At 39.2% G+C, this 25,333-nt stretch carries 21 protein-coding genes; 9 read left to right on the top strand and 12 right to left on the bottom strand.

What is annotated here, in order from left to right; translation table 11 throughout:
* Positions 1-87: 87 nt before the first annotated feature.
* From C7972_RS18185 to C7972_RS18170, 4 genes are read left to right on the top strand one after another with little or no spacing between them, the layout of a single operon-like run.
* Positions 88-351 carry a DUF4834 family protein gene (locus tag C7972_RS18185; RefSeq protein ID WP_110357589.1) on the top strand — a complete coding sequence of 88 codons (264 nt, stop codon included), beginning with the start codon at positions 88-90 and terminating at the stop codon, positions 349-351.
* A gap of 19 nt (positions 352-370) precedes the next feature.
* Positions 371-2,806, top strand: a complete 2,436-nt coding sequence (locus tag C7972_RS18180; protein WP_110357588.1) for a hypothetical protein — start codon at positions 371-373, stop codon at positions 2,804-2,806.
* Positions 2,806-4,086: a glycosyltransferase family 4 protein gene (locus tag C7972_RS18175; RefSeq protein ID WP_110357587.1), complete on the top strand. Its 1,281-nt coding sequence runs from the start codon at positions 2,806-2,808 to the stop codon at positions 4,084-4,086. The genes C7972_RS18180 and C7972_RS18175 overlap by 1 nt, the downstream gene beginning before the upstream one ends.
* Positions 4,077-5,546: a polysaccharide biosynthesis C-terminal domain-containing protein gene (locus C7972_RS18170; protein WP_110357586.1), complete on the top strand. Its 1,470-nt coding sequence runs from the start codon at positions 4,077-4,079 to the stop codon at positions 5,544-5,546. Before C7972_RS18175 ends, C7972_RS18170 begins: the two co-directional genes overlap by 10 nt.
* A gap of 164 nt (positions 5,547-5,710) precedes the next feature.
* Here C7972_RS18170 and C7972_RS18165 read toward each other — a convergent pair whose 3' ends face one another.
* Positions 5,711-7,015, bottom strand: coding sequence for a hypothetical protein (locus C7972_RS18165; RefSeq protein WP_110357585.1), 1,305 nt, complete (start codon positions 7,013-7,015; stop codon positions 5,711-5,713).
* A 388-nt stretch (positions 7,016-7,403) separates the two neighbouring features.
* Entirely contained in the window at positions 7,404-10,187 is a 2,784-nt protein-coding gene (gene uvrA / locus C7972_RS18160; protein ID WP_110357584.1) for an excinuclease ABC subunit UvrA, read from the bottom strand.
* A gap of 241 nt (positions 10,188-10,428) precedes the next feature.
* Between uvrA and C7972_RS18155 the strand changes: the two genes are divergently transcribed.
* The gene (locus C7972_RS18155; RefSeq protein WP_110357583.1) at positions 10,429-11,010 is read left to right on the top strand and encodes an RNA polymerase sigma factor; all 582 of its coding nucleotides are present in this window, start codon (positions 10,429-10,431) and stop codon (positions 11,008-11,010) included.
* 738 nt (positions 11,011-11,748) lie between these two features.
* A complete protein-coding gene (locus C7972_RS18150; protein ID WP_110357582.1) occupies positions 11,749-12,330 on the top strand; it encodes an RNA polymerase sigma factor in 582 nt (193 codons plus the stop codon).
* 234 nt (positions 12,331-12,564) lie between these two features.
* Here the strand turns inward: C7972_RS18150 and nth are convergent, their stop codons facing one another.
* Positions 12,565-13,227, bottom strand: coding sequence for an endonuclease III (gene nth, locus C7972_RS18145; RefSeq protein ID WP_110357581.1), 663 nt, complete (start codon positions 13,225-13,227; stop codon positions 12,565-12,567).
* Positions 13,228-13,314: 87 nt separating this feature from the next.
* On the opposite strand from nth, the gene bcp reads away from it, so the two are divergent.
* Positions 13,315-13,764 carry a thioredoxin-dependent thiol peroxidase gene (gene bcp / locus C7972_RS18140; RefSeq protein ID WP_110357580.1) on the top strand — a complete coding sequence of 150 codons (450 nt, stop codon included), beginning with the start codon at positions 13,315-13,317 and terminating at the stop codon, positions 13,762-13,764.
* A gap of 67 nt (positions 13,765-13,831) precedes the next feature.
* On the opposite strand, the gene C7972_RS18135 is transcribed toward bcp, so the two are convergent.
* Positions 13,832-15,292, bottom strand: coding sequence for a TonB-dependent receptor (locus tag C7972_RS18135; RefSeq protein WP_110357579.1), 1,461 nt, complete (start codon positions 15,290-15,292; stop codon positions 13,832-13,834).
* A 76-nt stretch (positions 15,293-15,368) separates the two neighbouring features.
* Here C7972_RS18135 and C7972_RS18130 point away from each other — a divergent pair, with 76 nt between their 5' ends.
* Both C7972_RS18130 and C7972_RS18125 read left to right on the top strand, forming a co-directional pair.
* Positions 15,369-16,145, top strand: coding sequence for an MBL fold metallo-hydrolase (locus C7972_RS18130; protein WP_375334792.1), 777 nt, complete (start codon positions 15,369-15,371; stop codon positions 16,143-16,145).
* An 82-nt stretch (positions 16,146-16,227) separates the two neighbouring features.
* Positions 16,228-16,722 (top strand): hydrolase, encoded by a 495-nt coding sequence (locus C7972_RS18125; RefSeq protein ID WP_110357578.1) that lies wholly within the window; start codon positions 16,228-16,230, stop codon positions 16,720-16,722.
* Here the strand turns inward: C7972_RS18125 and C7972_RS18120 are convergent.
* The 8 genes from C7972_RS18120 to C7972_RS18085 all read right to left on the bottom strand — a co-directional run bounded on the left by C7972_RS18120 (position 16,719) and on the right by C7972_RS18085 (position 25,327).
* On the bottom strand, positions 16,719-17,378 hold the full coding sequence (locus tag C7972_RS18120; RefSeq protein WP_110357577.1) for an alpha/beta hydrolase: 660 nt from the start codon (positions 17,376-17,378) through the stop codon (positions 16,719-16,721). The genes C7972_RS18125 and C7972_RS18120 overlap by 4 nt on opposite strands.
* Before the next feature lies 1 nt (position 17,379).
* Positions 17,380-17,706: a hypothetical protein gene (locus C7972_RS18115; protein ID WP_110357576.1), complete on the bottom strand. Its 327-nt coding sequence runs from the start codon at positions 17,704-17,706 to the stop codon at positions 17,380-17,382.
* Between the two features lie 82 nt (positions 17,707-17,788).
* Entirely contained in the window at positions 17,789-18,106 is a 318-nt protein-coding gene (locus C7972_RS18110) for a DUF4870 domain-containing protein (RefSeq protein ID WP_110357575.1), read from the bottom strand.
* Between the two features lie 25 nt (positions 18,107-18,131).
* On the bottom strand, positions 18,132-19,385 hold the full coding sequence (locus C7972_RS18105; RefSeq protein ID WP_110357574.1) for a dihydroorotase family protein: 1,254 nt from the start codon (positions 19,383-19,385) through the stop codon (positions 18,132-18,134).
* Positions 19,382-21,304: a BatA domain-containing protein gene (locus C7972_RS18100; RefSeq protein ID WP_110357573.1), complete on the bottom strand. Its 1,923-nt coding sequence runs from the start codon at positions 21,302-21,304 to the stop codon at positions 19,382-19,384. Before C7972_RS18100 ends, C7972_RS18105 begins: the two co-directional genes overlap by 4 nt.
* A gap of 129 nt (positions 21,305-21,433) precedes the next feature.
* The gene (locus C7972_RS18095) at positions 21,434-22,441 is read right to left on the bottom strand and encodes a glycosyltransferase family 2 protein (RefSeq protein ID WP_110357572.1); all 1,008 of its coding nucleotides are present in this window, start codon (positions 22,439-22,441) and stop codon (positions 21,434-21,436) included.
* A 457-nt stretch (positions 22,442-22,898) separates the two neighbouring features.
* Positions 22,899-23,585: an SGNH/GDSL hydrolase family protein gene (locus C7972_RS18090; RefSeq protein ID WP_110357571.1), complete on the bottom strand. Its 687-nt coding sequence runs from the start codon at positions 23,583-23,585 to the stop codon at positions 22,899-22,901.
* A gap of 38 nt (positions 23,586-23,623) precedes the next feature.
* Positions 23,624-25,327, bottom strand: a complete 1,704-nt coding sequence (locus C7972_RS18085; RefSeq protein ID WP_110357570.1) for an NAD(P)/FAD-dependent oxidoreductase — start codon at positions 25,325-25,327, stop codon at positions 23,624-23,626.
* Positions 25,328-25,333: the final 6 nt, after the last annotated feature.

Here is a 25,333-nt window from a genome sequence, read left to right as displayed (position 1 = left end):
GGTACTATTTTATTATTATTTTAAGACTTTTGCACTATTAATACAACGTTAGAATTGTACTTTTGATATAAAATTTGTCAACTAATTATGGGTTTTTTAAAAACGATACTAATTGTACTCTTAGTATACTATTTGCTTAAAATTCTAGCCAAATGGTTTGCTCCCAAATTGTTCAGATACGCAGCAAGGAAGACGGAGGAACATTTTAAGGAAAAATTTGAAGGTTTTGCCGGGCAGCAAACCAAAGCCGAAGAGCAAATTGGTGACGTGATCATTGATAGGAAAACGACCAACAAAAAGAATAGCTCAAAAAATGTTGGAGAATATATAGATTTTGAGGAAATTGAATAACCTTTTACCATAACCAACCATGAGAAACGGTCTAAGAGCCTTTTTTATCCATTTTTTTGTAACCGTATTTTTTGTAATTGTAGCCCTGGCATATTTCTATCCCGTTCTTCAGGGTAAGGTAATTGAGCAATCCGATATAGTACAGTTTACGGGAATGGCCAAGGAGCAAAATGATTTTCGAAAGAAAACGGGTGAAGAGCCTTATTGGACCAATAGCGCCTTCGGCGGAATGCCCACTTATCAGTTGGGGGCTTATTATCCTCACGATTATGTAAAGAAGTTGGATCGGGTTATCCGGTTTTTACCTAGGCCTGCGGATTATCTTTTTATATATCTTATCGGTTTCTATATTTTGCTATGCTGCCTCAAGGTAGATTATAAATTGGCGGTATTGGGGGCACTGGCCTTTGGTTTCTCTACCTATTTGATCATTATTTTGGGGGTAGGGCACAATGCCAAGGCACATGCCATTGGATATATGCCCATGCTCTTGGGGGGGATTATCTTGGTCTTTAGGAAGAAATATCTTTGGGGCTTCCTTCTTACGGCCATTGCCATGGCACTGGAAGTAGGGGCCAACCATTACCAGATGACCTATTACTTTATGTTGTTGGTGCTTATCCTTGGAGGGGTGTATCTAGTGGATGCCATTAAGAAAAAGAAATTGAAACATTTTGGTATCTCGGTCGGAATCCTCGTCTTGGCCGTGTTGCTGGGAATAGCGGCCAATGCTACAAGTCTAATGGCTACGAAGGAATATGCCGATTGGAGTACCAGAGGAAAATCGGACCTTACCATAACTCCCGATGGAGAGCCCAAAGAAAGCGGTTCCGGTCTGGATAGGGAATACATTACGCAATTTAGTTATGGTATCGTGGAATCCCTGAATTTGTTTGTTCCAAGACTGTTCGGAGGGTCTGGTGGAGAGGACCTGGGAGCCGATTCCAAAACCTATGCCTTTTTGACCGAGAATGGAATTTCCAGGACCAAGGCATTGGACTTCACCAGTGCTTTGCCATTGTATTGGGGAGACCAGCCTATTGTTGCCGCTCCTGCCTATATTGGGGCCGTGGTGTTCTTTCTCTTTGTTCTAGGGCTATTTTTGGTAAAAGGTAAGGTAAAATGGTGGCTTTTGGGGGGTACTATTATGGCTTTACTGTTGTCATGGGGCAAAAATTTTGGTCTGCTTACAGATGTAATGATCGATTATTTTCCGTTGTACAATAAATTTAGGGCGGTGTCATCCATTCAGGTTATCCTGGAACTTTGCGTTCCCGTTTTGGCCATCCTTGCCCTGGCACAACTTTTTGAACCCAAAGAGGGTACCCCTAAGAAACTAAAAGACTTAAAATTAACACTTTTCATTAGCTTGGGAATCGGAGTGCTTCTTTTCCTGCTGAAGGGAATGTTCAGTTTTACCGGACAGAGTGATGAAACCTATCGACAGTATTATGGGGACGACATTGTTTCCTTGATTATAGCGGACCGCAAGGCCGTTTATAACACCGATATTTTTAGGTCGTTGATCTATGTAGCCTTGGCTGCCTTGGTGATTTGGTTTTATTTGAAAAATAAGTTAAAGCAAAATTTGGTCATTCTTCTATTGGGGGGGCTTGTATTGTTGGATTTGGTAGGGGTTGCAAAGCGCTATGTCAATGAAGACGATTTTGTAGCACAGCGCAGAATGCTGGAACCTTTTCAGGAAACTGAAATGGACAAGCAGATTGCCAAGGATACCTCTATTTTTAGGGTGTACGACCCTTCCGAAATCGGTGGAGGAGGCCGTACAGCCTATTTTCACCAGTCCATTTGGGGTTACCACGCTGCCAAACCGGCAGGAATTCAGGAACTGTTCGACTTTCATATTTCCAAGAACAATGTTCGGGTGTTGAGCATGCTCAATGTGAAATATGTGGTGCAGCAAGATGAGGAGGGTAGAAATTATCCAGCCTTAAATCCCGATGCCAATGGCAATGCATGGTTTATTGACGAATTGGTGCCAGTTTATAATGCCAATGATGAAATAATGGCATTGAATACCTTGGATGTGAAGCATAAGGCAGTTTTTGATAAATCGAAATTTACTGATTTGAATGAGCTTAACTACAAGACAGATTCTTTATCTACCATAGAACTTATCCAATATAAGCCCAATCATTTAACTTACAGTTCCAAAAATGCCTATCCCGGAATTGCCGTGTTTTCCGAAATGTACTATCCACATGGTTGGAATGCCTATATAGATGGTACATTGAAAGAGCATTTTGAAGTGAATTATGTGCTAAGGGCACTTGAAATCCCTGCCGGTACACATAAAATTGAGTTTAAGTTTGAACCCAGCCTTATTAAGGTTGGTGGTAACATTACCATGGCAAGTTCCATTATCCTGATCATAGTCTTCCTTTTTGGAATTGGTCATGCTTTTTGGGCCTCTAGGAAAAAACCATTGGCTTAATGCAGAAGGTGCTCATCATCACATATTATTGGCCTCCGGCAGGGGGGCCTGGAGTACAGCGATGGTTGAAATTTGTGAAATACCTAAGGGATTATGAAATAGAACCCATTGTCTACATTCCGGAAAATCCCAATTATCCCATAATGGATGCATCTTTGGTGGAAGAAATACCAGCAGGGATAAAAGTATATAAGAGGCCTATTTTTGAACCCTATGGTTTTGCCAAGCTGTTTTCCAAAAAAAAGACCAAGAAGATCAGCGCCGGAATAATCAATTCCAAAAATCAATCGGTTATAGAAAAAGTGTTGTTATGGATACGGGGAAATCTATTTATTCCTGATGCCAGAAAATTTTGGATAAAACCATCAGTTCGTTTTTTGGTGGAAGTCCTTGAAAAAGAAAATATTGCAACCGTTATTACTACCGGCCCCCCACATAGCCTGCATCTTATTGGCCTTGAACTAAAAAAGAGTACCGACATTAGATGGATAGCCGATTTTAGGGATCCGTGGACTTCGATAGGCTATCATAAAAAAATGAAACTGACCAAGGCTTCACGGGCGAAGCACAAACAGCTGGAGCACTTAGTGCTTAATAAGGCAGATAAAATAATTGTGACCAGTAATACAACAAGACGGGAGTTTTCCAATATAACCCAACAACCTATTACTGTTATCACCAATGGGTATGATACAACCCTGGGCGGTTCCGTGGCTTTGGATGTCGATTTTACCATTTCCCATATAGGGTCACTGCTTACAGGGAGGAACCCCTCGAATCTTTGGAAAGCTTTATCAGAATTAATTCAGGAATACCCCGATTTTAAAAAATGTTTCAAATTGCAATTGGCCGGCGTTATCAGTTCGGATGTTTTGGAAAGCATCTATTTTTACGGCCTCCAATCCTATACCAAATTATTGGGCTATATTTCGCATGACGAAGCATTGAAATATCAGGGCAAGTCCCAAGTACTGCTGTTGATAGAAATCGATTCCGAAGAAACCCAGGGGATTATTCCAGGAAAGGTATTTGAGTATATGGCGTCAAAAAGGCCTATCTTGGGTGTGGGACCTGCCCACTGGGAGGTTGGGGATCTTATAGCACGATCCAATACTGGGCGGACCTATACATATGATCAATTAAGTGAATTGAAAAGTACGCTGTTACAATGGTTTCAAGAATATAAAAAGGAACAATTGAATTTACCTAGGGCAGCGGTAGAACAATATCACAGAAAGGAATTAACGGCAAAGTTATCCAGGTATTTGGCATGGGAATAGTCTTAAAACAATCATTGAACAATACTTTGATTACCTATGGTGGCTTTGCCATAGGGGCATTGAACCTTCTTTTTCTTTATACACGGTTTTTATCGGACGAATATTTTGGCTTGGTCAATGTAATACTGTCCGCCTCTTCTGTTTTAATGCCTCTATTGGCATTTGGGATTCCAAATGCCATGGTTAAATACTATTCTGGTTTCCAGGAACTTAATACTAAGAATAGTTTTTTGACCCTAATGGTTTTCTTGCCTCTTATACTTATTGTTCCTATTGGGGCCATTTCATATTTGGCCAATGAGGCCATTGGTGATTTTTTGTCCAAGGAGAACCCAATAGTAAAAGGGTATGTATGGCACATTTTCATTATTGGTGTGGCAATGGCCTATTTTGAGGTGTTTTACGCCTGGGCCAAGGTTCAAATGAAATCGGTTTTTGGGAATTTTATGAAAGAGGTATTCAGCAGAATAGTAGTAACGTTTCTGCTTTTGTTGGTCTATTGGGACCAGATTTCCGTGCTTACCTTTCTCAATGCGATGGTTGGAATGTATATCCTTAGAACCATTATAATGCAGGCCTATGCCTTAAGAACGCTTCCATTGAAACTGGATTTTGGTTTTCCTGCCAACAGCCGTGAAATTATTGGTTATGCCACCCTGATTATTTTGGGTGGATCGGCCGCCATTGTATTATTGGAGGTAGACAAAGTAATGATCAATCAGTTTATAGAGATTAAAAATGTGGCCTATTACAGTGTTGCCGGGTATATTGCGACCGTCATTGCCGTTCCGTCAAGGTCTATGCACAACATCACCTACCCTTTAACTGCGGATATACTTCATAAAAAGGATATCAAGGCTCTTAAAACATTATATCAAAAGAGCTCGCTTACCTTGTTTATAGTGTCTGGACTCATATTTATTTTGATTGTGCTCAATTTAAATGATCTGTACAATTTGTTGCCCGAATCCTATCGCGGGGGGTATGTAATTGTTTTTATAATTGGATTTGCGAGAGTATATGATGCCCTTTTGGGAAATAACAATGCTATCATGTACAATTCGGACTTTTATAGGGCATTGCTCCTAATGGGGGTTGCTTTGGCCATACTGACCATTTTATTAAATCTTTGGCTGATTCCAAAATATGGCCTGGATGGTGCGGCCATTGCCAGTTTTATGGCTTTCTTTATCTATAATACTATAAAATTGGGTTTTGTTAAATGGAAATTTGACATTCAGCCCTTCACTAAAGAGACCTTTAAGGTAGTATTGTTGCTGTTTACAATATCGATTATTTTTTATTTTGTAACATTTACTTTTCACCCGGTAGTGAACATAGTACTAAAGAGTATGGCAATACTCGTTTGTTATCTTTACCTGTTGTATCGCTTCAGAATTTCCGAAGACGTATTTGGGGCCATCTCCTTTTATCTGCAAAAGTTGGGGATTAAAAAATAGATCAGAGTTAATACATCCGGGATAGACCTTACATTTCTTAAAAGACGACTGCTTTTAATATTAGGGGTATCCAGCTGTGGCATACCAATCTTTCCAGGAAAGTAAAACCCCGCAGGAACGAATTCACTGCGGGGCTAAACAACTAACCAACCTAAAAACTATTTTTAATTACTTCTGGAACTTCTTCCTCTTGTGGAAGCCGTTGAAATTTTTCTTGAACTACCACCGGATGATCTGGCTACCGACCTTTTTGCAGTGCTTTTCGACTGCACATTTGGTCGTTTTGTGGTGGTATTTCTTACAGTGGTACTCCTGTTACTTCTACTGGTAGAACTGCTTCTAACCGAAGTATTTCTAGGGCTACTGTTAGCTACCTTTTTTACCACTGTTCTGGTATTCCCGGAAGGTCTGGATACGACCGCCTTGCTCTTGGTAACAGAACTCCCTCTTCCGTTAGTACTCCTAGTGGTTGTTGTTCTACTTACTGTTCTTTGAACATTGCCCTTATTGTTTGGGCGAATCGAGGCGCTCCTGGAAACCGATTTATTATTTTTGGCACTTGGAGAATTGCTCCTTACCGTGGTACTTCTTTTGATAGTTCTATTGCCATTGGCGCTGCTGCGTTGGGTGGTAGTCCTTGAAATAGTGTTGTTATTTCTGGAAGTAGTACCTCTGGAAACAGTATTGTTCTTTCTTACCCCATTACTTCTACTTGCAACCGATCTGTTGGACCGTAGGTTGTTGCTATTTCTATACCCATTGTTTCTAACAGCCACTCTTTTGTCGTTTCTGTAAATGGTACTTCTCTTGGCATGATGTCCTTTGTTGTACTTGTAATGGTGCCCAACTTTGGCATAAGCTTTTCTATAGTTGTGGTGGTATGGTCTGTAATAGGTATACCTAACAGGTTTGTAATATCTTCTATAAGGGCTACCAAATACTAAACCAAAACCTATGGCGGGTCTTACGAAATAACTATGGAAAGGGCTATACACATAATGTCTGTTGTAAATATTAACGTAACCCCTGTGATGGCTGTAAAGTCCACGGTTGTTATAGTATACGTACAGACCACCAACTCTGGATACCCTACCACTATTGTAGTTGATGTCCACATCCCCAATTTGGGTTACCCTACCATAGTAATCGTAGTAGATGGGGACATTTTCCACTTGAATAACCGCACCGTAATCGTCATACTGTACATATGGGTTGTAATCGTAACCCGAATTAAAAGTAATATTGGTATGGCCAAAATTTACATTGGCATTCACGCCATCTCTATTGTCAATATAGAAATCGAACTCCCCATCTGGGTATACTGAAAATGTGATGCCATTTTCAACGAATATAAATGAGTTATTGTTTCTATAAGTATTGCTTGTGGCAACCTTATCTTCCATTGAAGCTGCCTTGGAACCAGTAGTACCCAATATAAGCGCTGTAAAAAGGAGTATTAAATTTCTCATGATATAAGGTTTTAATTTTGAATGCAACTATTTACATTCAATTTATATATACCAAACAGCATGCCAAAAAATCAACAAATATTTTAAACAATTGATTATCATGTGTTTATCATTTATAAACAGCTATGATGTAGTTCCGTAAACAGTGGCTAAGGGGGGCAATGGTAACAAGAACTGAGTATTGGGTGGGTTGTAGCTATGGGCAGGGATCAGTGATCAGTAAACAGTGGGCAGCGCAGGGTGGCCGGTTTTTGGTAAAGGACATAGTAAACAGGCAATTAGCGAACAGTATATGGTAAGATAGGGCAGGGCCTGGTCGGCTTATTTTATGGGATAGAAACCTATCAAAATTAAAATCATAGGATACTGTCGTAATTATTCCCCCTAACTAATGGGGTAATTTTTCCTTTAAATACTTGGCCGTGTAGGAAGTTTTGTTCTTTGCAACAATTTCCGGGGTTCCCTGCACCAATAGTTGCCCCCCCTTATTTCCGCCGTCCGGGCCTAGGTCTATGATGTAATCGGCACATTTAATAAGGTCTATATTGTGCTCAATGACAATTATGGAATGTCCTTTGTCAATTAATGCATCAAACGATTTGAGCAATTTTTTAATATCGTGGAAATGGAGGCCTGTAGTAGGTTCGTCAAAAATAAATAGGGCTTTGTCCTTGGTGCTCCCCTTTACTAAAAATGAAGCTAGCTTGATACGCTGTGCTTCACCTCCCGAAAGGGTAGAGGAGGACTGTCCCAAGGTTACATAGCCTAACCCTACATCTTGAAGTGGCTTTAGTTTGGTTACGATTTTGGATTGATTGTTTTGGTCAAAGAAACCTATGGCATCATCAATGGTCATATTAAGAACATCATCTATATTGGCATCTTCGAATTTCACTTCCAATACCTCTTTTTTAAACCTTTTTCCGTGGCAGGTTTCGCATTCCAAATGCACATCGGCCATAAACTGCATTTCCACCGTAATCTCACCTTCTCCTTTGCATTTTTCGCACCTACCACCATCAACATTAAATGAAAAATGCTTTGGCTGATACCCTCTTAATTTGCTTAATTTTTGGTTGGCAAAAAGATTACGGATATCGTCATAGGCCTTGATGTAGGTTACGGGGTTGGATCTGGAGGACCGACCAATTGGGTTTTGGTCTACGTATTCTACGTGTTTTAGGGATTGAAATTTTCCTTCCATGGAACTGTACTGCCCTGCTTTCTCTCCGTAGCCACCAAGTTCCTTTAGAATTATAGGATATAGGAGTTTTTTTACCAAAGTACTCTTACCACTGCCCGATACACCTGTAATTACTGTTAAAACGTTTAAGGGAAAGATAACATCAATATTTTTAAGGTTGTTCTCCCGTGCTCCTTTTATTTCTATGAAATTTTTGTAAGGCCTTCTTGATTTGGGTACGGCAATTTCCATGGTACCATTTAGGTAAGCCGCCGTAAGGGAGCTGGATTTGAGAACTTCGTTCAGGGTTCCATGGGCAACCACCTCTCCACCATGCGTCCCGGCTTCAGGGCCAATATCGATTACTTGGTCTGCCGCCTTCATAATGTCCTCATCATGTTCCACTACAATTACGGTATTGCCCAAGTCGCGTAACGATTTTAGAACTGTTATTAGGTTCTCGGTATCCTTTGGATGAAGGCCAATACTGGGTTCGTCCAGAATATACATGGAGCCCACCAAACTACTTCCCAGGGAGGTTGCCAAATTTATGCGTTGACTTTCCCCACCCGACAAGGAATTGGATTTTCTGTTCAATGTTAAATAGCTAAGTCCAACATTGTATAGAAACCCCAATCTGCTCTCTATTTCCCTAAGTAATCTATTGGCAATTTTCTCTTCGTTAAAACTGAGATCAATCTCCTTAAAGAAGCCGATAAGATCTTCTATGGGCAGTTCCACTAGATCGGAAATGGATTTCCCCGATATTTTTACATAGTCGGTTTCCTTCCGTAAACGTCTTCCTTTGCAGGTGCTGCATTTGGTCTTGCCGCGATATCGGGATAGCATTACCCGGTTCTGTATTTTATAGCTCTTCTCTTCCAGGCCTTCAAAGAATTTATGGATACCTGTAAAGTAACTGTTCCCTTCCCAAACGAGTTGCTTTTGCTGGTCGGATAGTTGATACCAGGGTTTGTGGATGGGGAAATCGAATTTATAGGCCACATTCACCAATTCATCCCTGTACCATCCCATACTTTCACCGCGCCATGGAAAAATGGCATTTTCAAAAATCGAGAGCGAAGTGTTGGGAATTACCAAATCCTCATCTATACCTATTACATCCCCATAACCCTCACATTTAGGACAAGCTCCATAAGGATTGTTGAAACTGAACAAGTGTACATTGGGTTCAAGAAATTGCATTCCGTCCAGTTCGAACTTGTTGCTGAAACGGGTAGTTTGGCCAGTAGCCAGTTCCTGAACAATACATTCGCCCTTTCCTTCAAAAAAGGCAGTATCAATGGCATTGCCCAATCTATTGAAAAAATCCTCCTCGTTTTTATAAATGATTCGGTCTACCACAAGATCAAATTCGCGACCTACATCCTTTAGATCTTCATCTATCCTGGTAACCTCCCCATTGTACAGTATTCTGGCAAATCCCTGTTTGGAAAACAACTGTAACGATTTATAGGGGTCCCTATCGGCACTAATTTTAATAGGGGCCAGCAAAAGTAATTTTGTACCTTCCTCAAAGGTCTTGATATGTTCAACCACATCGGAAACGGTGTGCTTTCTAACCTCATTGCCCGAAATTGGGGAAAAAGTACGGCCAATACGAGCGAACATCAATTTTAAATAGTCATAGATTTCGGTAGTGGTTCCTACGGTAGATCTGGGATTGGTGGAATTAACTTTTTGTTCAATGGCTATGGCCGGGGCTATACCTTTAATATAATCCACTTTGGGTTTGTCCAATTTTCCTAAAAACTGCCTAGCATAGGAGGAAAGACTTTCAACGTACCTTCTTTGTCCCTCGGCATAAAGGGTGTCAAAGGCCAAACTGGATTTTCCCGAACCGGACAATCCTGTGATGACCACCAGTTTATTCCGTGGTATTACAACGTCTATATTTTTTAAATTATGGAGCTTTGCTCCTTTAATTATAATATTATGCTTGGGATTAACGTCTGTTATAGTGGTCATGCTCGTATTTAAGTTGGCAAAGATACGATATGTGCGTTTTATTCGCTAGTGGCCCTTGACCTAAACTAAATATTATTCCTTGCCGGAAAGTAGTTTGATTCGGTATAATTTTTTTTATATTTGATGCATAATAAACCCTAAATAGCCTATACGTAACAAAATTACTTTTTTAAAATTTTGCTCAAATGCACTTGTAATACAAATACAGGTATGGCATTTTGGCCTCAAAAAAGTAATTTGTATGGAACTATTAATAGAAGATTCAGTACTAGTAAAAGACTACATGAACGGGGATGAAAGAGCCCTGGCAAAACTTATTGACCGCCACAACCAGCGACTCAGCAGTTTTATTTATTCCAAAGTTCAAGATCGGGAAATTACAGAAGATATATTCCAAGATACCTTTATAAAGGTTATAAAAACCCTAAAGAAGGGTAATTACAATGAGGAGGGAAAATTCCTGCCCTGGGTAATGCGCATTTCCCATAACCTAATAATAGATTATTTTAGGAAGAGCAAAAGAATGCCCAGATTTGAAGGTAGCAATGATTTCAATATTTTCTCTATAATGAGCGATGATCAGTTAAATGCTGAAAAGCGCCTTATTAAGGATCAGATAGACCAGGATCTGACCCTGCTTATCAAGGAATTGCCAAAAGATCAGATGGAAGTTTTGGAAATGCGCCTATATAAGGATATGAGCTTTAAGGAAATATCTGAAAATACAGGGGTTAGTATTAACACAGCTTTGGGCAGAATGCGCTATGCACTTATCAATCTTAGAAAGATTGTAGAAAAGAACAACATTATTTTAACGAATTAATAAGCCTTACAACCGCTTTTGGTTAATTTCTTCATAACTCTTGCGTTATTTGACAATAACAATATATTATTATGGGGAAATTCAACGTTACTACTAAGAACAATTGTAAACTAATGTCTACACGTAGGTCCAAGATAGATTTTTTGTTGAATTACTCTAAATCACTTTATATTATCAAAAGTAATAAGTGTAATGATGAATTGGATGAGCATTGCTTAAACTAGAGGCTCCCACCATTTCTTCAGTAGCTTGTGCCTGACAGTACATTAGGTTATTGGTCACCTAAGTCATGGACTACCTTTTAATAGGCAATACGCTGTAGGTTAAACTCCCAATTATTCTTTTGCGATTGTATTCCCCTGTCCCTCCATTGTATGGCAAGGCTGCTTTTGGTAGCCATATAACAATTGGATGTGAAGGATTTTCCATAATCGTTAATATATAGGTAAATCTTTATTTCTGGCAGCTTACGATAATAAAGAGTCCTACCTTAATTCCATAAGGCCGTTTCAACTTCAATTTTGGCCAATTATTATGCGTAAAATAAGAAAATTGGCATTTGACATCAATTAACGGGGGTTTTACAACATAGTTTTTTGCACACCTTACCATTTATATACTTTTATCCTGTTACTAATTAATAATGAAGATTTATAGTCTTCATAAAAAGTAGAAGCAATAAAAAAAGTCCGAACCGAAAGGGGAGGCCCCCTAGTTTAACCAAAAACAATATTTTGTATGGAATTGCAAATAGATGACTCAGTATTAGTAAAGGATTACATTAACGGTAATGAAAAAGCTTTGGAGGTTTTGATCAACAGACATAACCAACGTATAAGTAGCTTCATTTATTCCAAGGTATTGGACCGGGATGTTTCAGAGGATATTTTTCAGGACACCTTTATCAAAGTAATCAAAACCTTGAAAAAAGGAAATTATAGCGAGGAAGGCAAGTTTTTGCCTTGGGTTATGAGAATAGCCCATAACTTGGTAATTGATCACTTTAGAAGAAACAAAAGAATGCCAATGTTTGAGGGGAATGATGATTTTAATATCTTTTCCGTAATTGGTGATGATAAACTAAACGTAGAAAAACAACTTATCAAGGATCAGATAGATACTGATCTTAGTTTATTGATCGAGGAATTGCCGGACGATCAAAAAGAGGTGCTTTTAATGCGTATTTATAGGGATATGAGCTTTAAGGAAATCTCGGAAAACACGGGGGTTAGTATCAATACGGCCTTGGGAAGGATGAGATATGCACTTATTAACCTTAGAAAAATAATTGAAAAGCATAATATCGTTTTAACGAATTAATAGGTCATAGGACGAATCGGACAATATTTCCATTTTAGTAGCGTTATCTAAACATAACAATACTATAATCCTATGGAAAAAATTTACTCTGAGAATCAATACAAGTGTAAACTTGCCAAAGCTAGTCCGGATACTATTAAGTTTTTGATTGGCTATTCCAAATCTTTGCAAATAGTTGAATATAGTAATATTCAATTCGAAAATAATTTAAACTAGACTAAAAAATCCCAACTCCTAGTTGGGATTTTTTGTTTTGTAGTAGGCGTCCAAAACTTTTTTTCTTCCTATTGTTTTGGTTATGATGTCTTTTTGCAAATTCCATCCTCTTGCAGGGGAATATTCCCTTCCGTACCATATTATCTGTAAATGAAGATCGTTCCATAATTCTTTTGGGAATAATCTTTTTGCGTCCCTTTCGGTTTGCACAACATTTTTACCATTGGAAAATCCCCATCGGTACATTAGTCTATGTATGTGGGTGTCCACTGGAAAGGCCGGTATACCAAAGGCTTGCGAGACAACCACACTGGCGGTTTTATGGCCCACGGCCGGCAATTGTTCCAAAAGTTCCATTTCTTGTGGAACTTGTCCGCCATATTTTTCAATCAAAATTTTAGAAAGTCCGTAAATCCCTTTCGATTTCATTGGTGATAGTCCAACCGGTTTAATAATTTCCCGTATTTCTTCAGCCGTCATTTTTACCATGTCATATGGATTGTCGGCCTTGGCAAAAAGTTTAGGGGTAATCTGATTGACCCTAACATCGGTACTTTGTGCAGACAATAATACTGCAATGAGCAGTGTATAGGGGTCTTTGTGGTCTAGGGGGACTGGAATGGTGGGGTATATTCCCTGTAAGGTCTCAATGGCAAAGTTTACTTTTTCGGCTTTCGTCATTTATTGCGTAATTTTATGAAAAATAAATATAGCAGCGCCCATTCATATGGGCGTGTTTTTAATTATAAATTTACTTAAAATTTAACTATGGATACTTTAAAAGTAGGGGATAAGGTGCCTGCATTTTCGGCTAAGGATGAAAACGGCAATACCATTAAACTATCTGATTATAAGGGAAAAAAATTAATCGTCTTTTTCTATCCAAAGGCAAGTACGCCCGGATGTACGGCCGAAGCCTGTAATTTGCGGGATAACTATACAGAGCTAAAATCGCAAGGTTATGAGCTCTTGGGGGTTAGTGCCGACTCGCAGAAACGTCAATTGAATTTTAAAAATAAATATCAATTTCCCTTTCCATTGTTGGCGGATGAAGATCATACCGTCCTTAATATTTTTGGTGTTTGGGGGCCAAAACAGTTTATGGGAAAAAAATATGACGGTATTCACAGAAAGACTTTTGTAATTGATGGGGACGGAGTTGTTGAGAAGGTAATTGATAAGGTGAAGACCAAGGACCATGCCGCACAACTGCTATAAAAGACGGTAGATGAATATGGGGCTGTCTAATCCTGTAGATTTGGACAGCCCCTTTTACTATGAATAATTAAACCTTTTCCTGATTTTCCTCTATGGGTTTCCGGATAAAGAGTTTCTTCTTTTTTATTATTTCCGCTATTCCCTCAGGTAGCACGGATTCCCAGCCTTCTTCACCATTGATTATTTTTTTGAGGACATCCCTGGAGAAAACATGTAATATTTCCGGGTCGTAATCTATAATGTCCATCACCTTTCCATTGTATTTGAAGAATTTGTACAATTCCTTCATTCTAGGGTGGACCTTTATGGTGTTACTTGTCATAATTTGTCCAGTTTCCTCGTTGCGCATTGGGTATAGGTAAACTTTAAGATCTTTAAAGAATAATTTGCCAAAAGCCTCTAGGATGCCCCCACTCAAATGGCGGTAGTATTTTTCATCGAAAATATCCACCAAATTGTTTACCCCCATGGTAAGTCCAATCTTGGATTTGGTATAATTGCTAAAATACTCAACGAGTTTAAAGTACTCCTGAAATTTCGAAATCATTACCGTATGGCCCAAAGAACATAAAAGTTCGGCTCGGTCCATAAAATCCTGTTCGTCTATTTCTCCGGATGCACGTAGATTGGAAAGGGTAATTTCAAAAATAACAACGGTATTTTCCTCTTCAACACTGGGTTCCCTGATAAATATTTCATAGGATTTTTTAAACATATCCATGTTGACCAAGGTAACTGGTCTAAAACTTCCACGTAGGGCCAGAATATTTTTTTTGTAAAGAATGGTCGCCGGCAAAAGGTTATTGCCATCGGGTCCGAACATTACAGCATCGGTCATATCATTTTTAACAAGCTGCAAACTCATTAACCTATTGTCTACTTCGGTAAAATTGGGACCGGAAAAATTCACCATATCCAATTCAACCGTATCCTTGTCAATATGGTCGTACAGGTATTTTAGTAATTTTCTTGGCTTGTCGTATTTGTAAAAAGCACCGTAAATAAGATTAACCCCTACAATACCCAAAGTTTCCTGTTGTAACCTTGCTTCATTCTGTTTAAAGCGGATATGAAGGATGATTTCGTTTAATTCTTTTTGTTTGGGATCCAACTGATACCGGATTCCGATCCAACCATGGCCTTTGTATCTCTTGGAGAAATCAATAGTGGCAACTGTATTGGCATAGGAAAAAAACAATCTGTCGGGATGTTTTTCCCGACTTATCCTATTTTCCATGTTTTCCATCTCATGGGCCAACATTTTTTTTAACCTGGACTGGGTTACGTACCTACCGTCTTCCTCAATACCATAAATAGCATCACTAAAATCCTTGTCGTACGCACTCATTGCTTTTGCAATAGTACCTGAAGCACCACCCGATTTAAAAAAATGACCAGAAGTCTCTTGTCCTGCACCTATTTCAGAAAACGTACCATAAATATCTGGGTTCAAATTTATCCTTAAAGTTTTTGCCTTAATGGACGGAACATTGGTAAAAGCGATTTCTTTCTTAAAAATATTGGACATAGTGTCTTATTTACTTGTGGCAAAGTTAAAAAGTTTGAGCTATCTATTTAATAAAATAGTTATAAATTTGGATTAAATGGATATAGGATTGAAAATAACTTTTTTAGGTACGGGAACATCACAGGGAATCCCTGTAATTGGGAGTAAACACCCTGTCTGTCTAAGCAATAATTCCAAGGATAAACGGCTACGGGTATCGGTTATGGTTTCTTGGGATTCCTTTAATTATATAATAGATTGTGGCCCCGATTTTAGACAGCAAATGCTCACCAATAATGTGGTAAAAATTGATGGGATTTTATTTACCCATGAACATTCCGACCATACTGCGGGAATAGACGATATCAGGCCATTTTTTTTCAGGCAGGGCGATATTCCCATTTATGCCCATGAACGGGTCGTTACCTCGATCAAGGAGCGGTTCCATTATATATTTGCCGATGAAAATCGATATCCGGGAGCCCCTGCCGTAGAGATCAATACGATTAAGAACAATAAGCCTTTTAGGATCGGAAACCTAATGGCCATACCCATAGAGGCCCAGCACAATAGATTGCAGGTTTTTGGGTTTAGAATACGGGACTTTGTGTACCTAACCGATGTGAAAAGTATGGAAAGGGAAGAAATGGAAAAAATTAAGGGAGTAAACACTTTGGTGGTCAATGCCTTGCGATTGGAGCCCCACCATTCCCATTTCAATTTGGAGGAAGCTTTGGCGTTCATTGATGTCGTAAAGCCTAAAATAGCCTATTTGACCCATATAAGCCATTTATTGGGCTTTCATGATGAGGTTGAGCAACAGCTTCCGGAAAATGTTCATTTGGCCTATGACAATCTGGTAATAGAGGTTTAAACAAACCTACTGGACATGGTTCATAAAAAATATTTCATCTCAAAATAAATATTATTAATCCAATAAAATAGAAAATAAAGGAATGAAACATAAGATTTACTTGTATTTGTTCATATTCGTTGCCCTAATAGCACTCTATCAATTTGTAAGTACCAATAATATGGTAAAGGCAAAAAATACCAAAATAAAAGCCCAAGAGGAGATGCTCTCACAGTTGGAGGATTCCATTCAGAAGCTACATATCAAGGTTTTGGACAACCAATATTTTTCTTTGGAAAACAATGATGACGCCTTGGCCTATTACGATCATTTAAATTTAAAGGATCCCAGTCTCTATATATCGGACAAGTTATTGGAGACCAATGAGAGTAAGGGCGATAATCCGTTGATCCCATATGAGGGTATGGAAAACGATTTTAAAATTAACAAGATCAAAATTTTAAACCATAAATGGATTTTGGCCGATTTCTCCGATGGGAAATATTGGGGAGAAATATTGATCAAATATGAACTTAAGGACGATCTGGGGGTGGACTTTTCTTTGATGGACCATTTGTTGTACACCCGCAGCAATTAAATTTTATCCTGTAGCCATGATTTGAAGGAGTAGAAATTCTGAGGGGCCACCCCATGGCCAACAGGGAATTCTTCATATACATGGTCTATCTTTAGATTCTTCAAAAATTTAGGGGCTTGCTGCGCCCAGGCAACCGGAATTACTTGGTCTACACTACCGTGGGAGACGTAGACCCTTAAATCCTTGAAGTCATTTTCCTTATAACCCTTCAAAAGTAGGTTTTCATTGATATAACCACTTAGGGCAATTACATTTTTCACCAATTCGGGGTAGGAAAGGGCTACTGCATAACTCAGGATGGTGCCCTGGCTAAACCCTAGCAAGGTCACATTTTTTTCGTCCAGCCCATAGGTTTTGCAAGCTTCCTCTATAAATGTTTTAATTTTATCCCTGGAGAGAACCGCTTCTTCCTCATTGTTCCATTTGCCTTTTTCGGCTTCAAAGTTAATGGCGTACCAAGCATTGCCATAGGGTTGCATAGGGTAAGGGGCCCTAACGGATATGATACAAAGTTCTTTAGGGAGTTCGGAGGCAAAGGAAAACAAATCTTCCTCATTACTTCCATAGCCGTGGAACATGAAAAGTACAGGAGGTTTGCCTTCAGTAATATTTGAAGGTCTAATAAGATGTTCCAATGAAAGGGGAGCTGTAGTCATTCTAAGATATAAAAGTGAACCATTTCTGAAAATAGGGACCAAGTACAGGTACCTCCTGTTTCTTGTTGTTCAAGGCTCCAAGAAAGCCATAGAACCATAGTACTATATAAAAGACATAGAGGCCGTACCAAGCATATTCGTTGTACCAATTACTTAAAAAAATTGCAAAGCCAAGAAAAACAAGATGTAAACCAAATGCCTGGCGGGTATGAAACCGTGCAAATGCGTTCTTTGGATCCGAATTCATCGAAATGGCAATCAATGCTCCAACCATTGTGAGGTATGCCACAATTGCCGTTGTCTTTCCTTCCTTAATAACATTCTCCATAGAGGCAAATTTAGTGAAGTTAAAAATTTGAACAAAAAAAGAGGCCCCTATAAGACCTCCTTAAATTTATTGATCTTTCCTATTATTCTCCAATAGATCCGATAATAGGTAATTTTTCCAACTTTCCGTTGTAGGCATTAATGGCGCCCAATACGGCCAAAACCCACGGGGCCCACTGCAATATTCTAAGGAAACCCATCCCCATTGTAACAGCTATAAGTCCAAGGACAATGGAGAGGGCAATGGCCAATATCCATACCCGTAATGATTGGCCAATATGGAATTTGACAAATTCGTTCTTTTTATCACTGTTTACTAAAAAGGCAATGAGCAGGCCAATAACCGTAAAATAACTGATCATAGCCATAGTTTTTCCTTCATCTATTGTATTCTGGTCCATCTTTAAGATTTTAATTTCTATAAATTTAGTTAATTATTTGGTTGTTTGTCACAACTCCGTAGACCTTTCCTCTAAGTTTACTTCCCAAAAAGCAGCTATTCTTGGAATTGGATAAAATGTGCTGCTCTTCAAAGGTGTATTCCTGATCAGGATCAAACAAAGTTAGCACTGCGTTTTCACCAATTGTTAAGCGTGGTGCTTCAATGCCATATCTTTCGCGACCTTTGGTCAAGAGGGAAATGGTGGTGTCCAGATCAAAAATTCCATTCAACATTCCAAAAGCGCTTTCCAGACCTATGGTACCGTAAGAGGCATTATCGAATTCCACTCGTTTGTGTTCAATATCCATAGGCCTGTGGTCTGTAGTAACAAAATCGATGGTTCCATCCTTTAATCCCTTAATCAGGGCTTTGCGATCTGATTGGGTTCTAAGCGGCGGCATCAATTTATAGTGGGAGTCGAACTCGGTCAAAGTCCCGTCGGTGAAGCAGAGGTTGTGTATGGCCGCACTGCAGCTCACATCCAGTCCCTTTTTCTTGGCCTCTGCAATGAGTTTTACGGAATTGGCGGTTGAAATAGTAGGGATGTGTAGTTTTCCTCCCGTATATTCCAATATGAACAGATCCCTCACAATATTAAGCTCCTCGGCTAAATTGGGAATTCCTTTTAACCCTAGTTTGGTAGATACTTCCCCTTCGTTTACAATTCCTTTTCCGGCAATCTGCATATCCATAGGAAAGGAATGTACGAGTCCATTAAAATTATGGGCATATTGCAGGGCAATTTTCAAGAGATTTGAGTTCCTTATAGGTAATTTGTAATCATAAAATCCTACGGCGCCGGCAGTTTTCATATCATATAGTTCGGCCAAACTTTCTCCGTCAGATTTAACGGTCAATGTTCCCAAAGCATGAAGTGAAGTAGCTGCATTTTTCGAGGCATTTTTTAAAAATACAATATCGGAGCTACTGTCGGGCAAGGGATTGGTATTGGGGTTTAGGACAATGTTGGTAAAACCACTCCTTGCGGCTGTGTAAAGGCCATTTTCAACGGTCTCCCGTTCTTCGTAGCCCGGTTCTCCAAAACTTACACTCGAATCGAACCACCCAAGGGAAACATGAAGATTCTTCAACTGGACGACCTTTGTTTTTTCTTGAATATCCAAATTGGCGGCAATAGCTTCAATTACCCCATTTTTTATAAATATATCGCGCTTTTTTAAATGAAGTTCCTTGTTGGAGGGAGAAACTATTTTGGCAGATTTTAAAAGTATGTTCATTTGAGAAATTTTTGGATAAGAACCTCAATAAATATAAATGCTAATGCTAAAATAACAAACCATTTCCAAAGCTCGTTGATGCTATTGTCTTTTTCTAAATTTTGGAACAAGCTGGCAACATTATCATTTCTACTGCCTGCATCAAGCTCATTTAAGTCCATATAGTGCAGTTGGCTTTCCTCTCTGGGAAAGTTGAAACTTATGTTTTTAATGGCCTTTCCCTCGTCTGTTATATGGTAGATCCCTGCAAACCCTGGATAGTCGTCAAAAGTCAGGGTAGTTTTGTTGGCAAAAGACTGTTGATAGGGAATAAATTCGAAATCTTTTTGGGATACTTTCAAAATCCGATCTTTTGTTAGGTTAACTGGAATGTCAACAGTGGTTTTGTTACCTATCATTTCATAGATTTTGGGAATCTTTAGACTTGCCATACCCATGTTGTAGAGGGTCGGGACAATAAGGGGGGAATTTAAAAAATTCGAATTTTCCTTGGCTATGGACGCTGTAAATAAATAAGTGCCGTTATCGCCTACTAAAAATGGATCGCCACTTTGATAAGAAAGGATTTTTGGCAGAGCCGATTTTATACCATAGAAGGAATTGACGGAGGGATATTGGAAATTGGTTACTTCCTTTTCGAACACATTCCTGTACAGGGGATGGGCAAAGGCAATCTGACTAATTTTTCGATCTTCCTTAACCGAAGAAATTATCACAGTATTTAAAAGCCCGGTTAAAAAGGAATTGTAGTTTTCCAGATTGGCTTGGCCACTTGGAACAACCACGAAACTGCCTCCGGTATTTTTAAAGGCTTGCAAAGCGTTTTGCAAGGCTGTGGGGACCGAATTAAGTTCATTGAGTATAATCAGATTTTGCGATTCCAACAGGCTGTAATCCAATGACTTTAAACTTAGATTGGAATACTGGAATACCTCCTCATCAAATATACGCCTCAAGTAATCATTATCGGCGTCCCCTATGGATAATACCTTGATTTTATCAGGCTTGGCCAAATTGAAGTAAAGTTGGTTGTCATAATTGAGACCTGCATCTGAGATTGAAATTTTGCCATTTATAATCTCGTTTGCCGGAACGGTGAAAATAACCTCGCCTTTTTTATTTTTATTGAATGTAACCGAGGTTTTTGCAATCAATTGATCTCCATTATATAGGGAAATCGGAGTGTTGTCCACTTCCGTGTTGGTAGTGAGTATGCTTTTTAAATCCAAATTCTCCGAGGATCTAGCGTTTACAAATACAGTGTCGATGGAAATATTACCAAGGTTTTTCGGAGTCGATTTTATGAAATGTCTATGTATGTCGGGGAGCGAGTCCAAAATGGTAGAATTAATACTTTTTTGAAAATCGGAAATCAAGACTAGATCTTTACGCGTCCCTTCTGTCTTGGAGAATAAAGTCTTGGCCTTTAAATAAATTTCTTTCAACTGTAATTGATTGTTGGAATAGGGTAGGGCAAGCAAATCGTTTTTAATATCCCCTATACGGACTTCCCTATATATCTTATCATTGGAGAAAAGGGTGAAAACATTTTCTTTGGGAACAAATTTTAATATTTCCTGTACCATGTTTTCCAGTAAGGTACCGGTTCCCATCTTAGCCTGCATACTTAGGGAATTATCGAGGTAAATAACTATTTCATTGCTTTTAAGCGCAGATTTACCAGGAATAAAGGGTTGGGCAAACGCAACAATAAGTGCCGTTAGGAGCAATAGCCGGGTAAACAACAGTAGCCACTTCTTTATGGAGTTGCTCTTTCTGGACTCCGCTACTACCTTTTTTAAGATCCTTACATTGGTAAATGGGGTCTTTTTGAATCTACGGAGTTGGAAAAGGTGAATAAAAATAGGAATGAGGAGAAGTAAAAGGGCCCAAAGGAGTTCCGGATGTTTAAACAGCATTCCTAAATTTAATTTTTCAAATATAAGAAAAGAATTTCGAGCCGGTCTTAAATTTATGGCACATCTATGAACTAAATAAGTTACTGGGAAAAGTGAAAATATTCCTTAAAGTAGTGCCTCAATTGCAGTTTAGCAAAAAAAGAAATAATCTTGAACCCTATTTTTCCCCTGATCCTGCAAATAGTCCTTTATAAATTCCTGAGCTTCTTTGTTGGCAACCGTAATTATGACCTGGGCTTTTTGGAGTTTACTTAATTCCAGATAATGATTCATCCTCTTATCATATATATCCAATCCAATTTTATTGGAGTTGTTGCATACCCATATAAATGCTATGTTTTTTTTTAGAAGATTTTTGGCCAAGGTTTTTCCTTTATTGCCTGCACCCCACAGCACTAAGGGGCTTTCATTATCTCGGTCCAGCTTTAGGAAATAGTGTAGTTTTATGTCCAAGAAATAATTCTGGGCATAGTGTTCACTAGTTCTGGAAGTTCTATGGCCATAATCTCGCCAATAATGAAGGAGTTCATTGGTTGGGATACATTTTAGATCCTGTTCATAAAACCGGAAGGCCAGGTCGTAATCTTCCGGATACCGATTTGAAGTAAATGACCCAGCCCTCTCCAGATCTGTCCTATGTACCATCCAACAGGGGGAAGGTATTACACATTCCTTATATATTTCCGAATAGTTCAGCCCTTTTTCCGTTAAGTGGTTCAACCATTTTTCATAACTTTTATAACCATCCCCAACTCCTTCCTTGGAAAAGTATTTCACCTTTCCCAAGGCTATATGTCCTTGTCCTAGCTTTTCAAGGGAACGGACCATATTTTCCAATTTATTCGGCGACATAATGTCATCGGAATCCATTCTGGTTATATAAGTGCCCTGGGCATGGGAATAGGCAGTTCTTAGGGCTTCTATAATTCCCTTACCCTCATTTTTCAATACGTTGATCCTGGTTTCTTTTTGCGCATACGAATGCATGACATCCAAACTGTTGTCTGTAGAATGGTCATTAACAGCCAGGATTTCCCAGTTGTCATAAGTTTGGTTGATGATGGATTGTATGCAGTCCGGTAGGAATTCTGCGGTATTCTTAAATGGAATAAGGATACTGATAGTTCTCTTCTTCATCCTTCAAAATTAGAAATATATCTCCCAATAAGGCATTTTAATGGGTGACATTGTTCACAATATTGAATGTATATCCCTTTTGGCGAATGATTTTATATACCAAAATTTAATTTGGGTTCTGCCCTCCGATTCCTTTATATGTTGGTTGGACAATGGGTGGTTGCCCTTTAATTTCGGTCTTGGTTTGTAGGTATGATTAAAATCTACCCGATGTATTAGCGGGTTAATCCCGTTTGGACCCAACTCTTTGTCAACAAACCGTGCCCATTCGGCAACACCATTGTGATTGGATGCGGTTATACCCAGCCCCTTTACCTCAAAAATATCTTGTGCGTGAGCCCAAAACCACTTACAAACAGGATTATGAAAAGTAGCTTCCCCATTGTTGAATACAACTTAGGTGAAAAATACTACAGTACACTAGTTATTTAGGAGGTATAGGGCGCATAGTCCATGGCTATTGCAACGCCTTCTTGATTGCTGCTTCCACCATTGATTCCATTACGGCATAACCCGCTGCAGTAGGATGTACCCCATCTTCTGCATATTTTTTGGGAAGCCCGTTTCTGCTATCGGCCATGGCAGTAAAATAGTCCAGATAGATATGGCCATTTGCTTCGGTATATTCCTTTAACAGGGAGTTTAATGCAGGGATTTTTTCATTGGGTTTTAATCCTGGTCTCCAAGGGTAATCGAAAGCTGGGAGGACGGAGGAGACAATAACTTTAATTCCATTGGATCGGGCCAGTTCGGCCATCGATTTAATATTGTCCACAATCATTTTCAGGCTAGAAGGTCCTGTATTTCCTGCTATGTCGTTGGTACCGGCCAAAATCACGACAACTTTAGGCTTTAAATCGATTACATCCTGTCTAAAGCGTAGGAGCATTTGGGGGGTTGTCTGTCCGCTAATACCTCTATTGATATAGGGTTTGCCCTTAAAGAAATCCGGTCTGGTTTTTATCCATCCAATGGTAATGGAATTGCCCATAAATACTACGCGATTTTCTTCAGCAGTGGCTTGGCCTATTGCTTTATTGTCTTTGGAGAAATGTTCCAGATTGGGCCAATCCTGGGAAAAACTACTATTAACGGTAACTATGGTCAGTACCAAAAGGGCAATGGATAATTTTAGGGTTTTCATATGGATAAAAGTTATTAATAAAAAGATTAATAATTGGATTAGAGTTGATTTTTTACTGATTTTCTTTCCTTTGATAGCAATCGAGCTTTTCTCAAATTTATTTTTTGTTGGATATCTATTGGATAATTGGAATTGTCTTCCGCTTCAAAGATTCTAATATTTTGGAAATCATCTGGTTTTATTAAGTCATCTTGCCTGCAATTTAGTATGGTGGCCGCTGTTTGGACCCCGGAGTAACTAGAGCCTGCCACTCCGTGGGATTGAATACTTGCACCGCACATATACAAATTTTTAATTTCACTCTTGGCTTTAAAAGCAAAGGGACCTATCTGTCCAAAACTTTTTTCTGTACCGTATACACTGCCCCTGGTTGCATTTAAATAGTGCTTATTGGTGACTGGGGTTCCCAGTTCCTTATGAACAATATGGTCTTTAATGCCGGGTAGGGCACTTTCTAGGGTATTTATCATTTTGGAGGTCAGGATTTCCTTAAATTCCAAATATTCTTTGGATCGTTGTTTGTGCTCATTGTTGAATTTTGAGAAAGCATCTGGATTGATATAGGTAATGACTTCGAGGGAATGGTGTTTTCCATCGAAACTTGTAGGGTCTTTTAGGGTAGTGCAGCTAATGAACAAACCTGGAAATACGTTTCCACCACTGATATCCACTGCGGTCATCTCCTCGTAAATTAAGTCCATATCCCTGTTGTCCATCAACCATATATTGCCTGAATCCATTCCTAATTTTCGAACATCCATATCCACGGTAAGAAAAAGCATTAACGAGCTACAGGAATACTTTGTTTTCTTTAGTTTTTTAAGAAGTTTTTTACTTAGGTTTTGTTCTTTTACCAATTTTAAATAGGTAATTCCAGGATCAGCATTGGAAATAATCCTGGATGCATATAGTTTCTCCCCATTTTCCAATTCCACCCCTATGGCTTTCCTCTTTTTATCCCCTTCCAAAATAATGCTTTTTACCGCTGTTCCAGTACGTATGGTACCACCATTTTTTTGAAGCGTCTTGGTCATGGCCTTTACTATGGCGGCTCCGCCACCCATAGGGTAGTATCCCCCGTTAAAATAATGGTCCATAACAGCGCAGTGCAAGGGAAAGCTTGCCCGCGAAGGAGCCAATCCGTGGTCTCCCCATTGTATATTGAGAACTTTTTGCAATAGGGGGTCTTTAATATGCCAGTTGATAACACGCTTCAGGCTGAAAAGTGCATATTTGCCCATGTGCTTGGTTCTAAAAGGGATGGTAATATTATCCCAAAAGCCACTGATCTTGGGAATCAGTTGTATTTGTCGGGAAACATTCCTGACCAACTTCAAATAATGATCGATGCGTTTTTTTTCCTTAGGGAACCTTAGCCCTAGTGTAGTACTCAATTCATTTATATTGCCTGGCAGATCAATTCTTTCCTCTCCAATAAAGCAGTGTTCATATCCCTTGGGATTCATTCTAAAAAAAACCAGGTCATTGGCAATCCCCAACCCTTCATATAGGATCCTTGTTGATTCTCCTTCCCCTAGCAGGCCAATATAATGTACTCCTGGAGAAAAACGGTGGCCGTTTAAATAGAAGCTATGGCACCAACCGCCGGGGACATCGTGCTGTTCCAAGACCATTACCCGTTGACCTGCTTTGGACAGACAAATGGCGGCAGACAGTCCGCCGGCACCAGAACCGATGATTATAGTATCTATATCCTTATATTTTTTGTCTTTGGAGTCCATTTTATA

The sequence above is a fragment of the Arenibacter sp. ARW7G5Y1 genome (genome assembly GCF_003201775.1).
In the GTDB taxonomy this organism is placed as follows: Bacteria; Bacteroidota; Bacteroidia; order Flavobacteriales; family Flavobacteriaceae; genus Arenibacter.
Note: the sequence above shows the minus strand (reverse complement) of the source record. Positions and strands in the feature narration are given on the sequence as shown.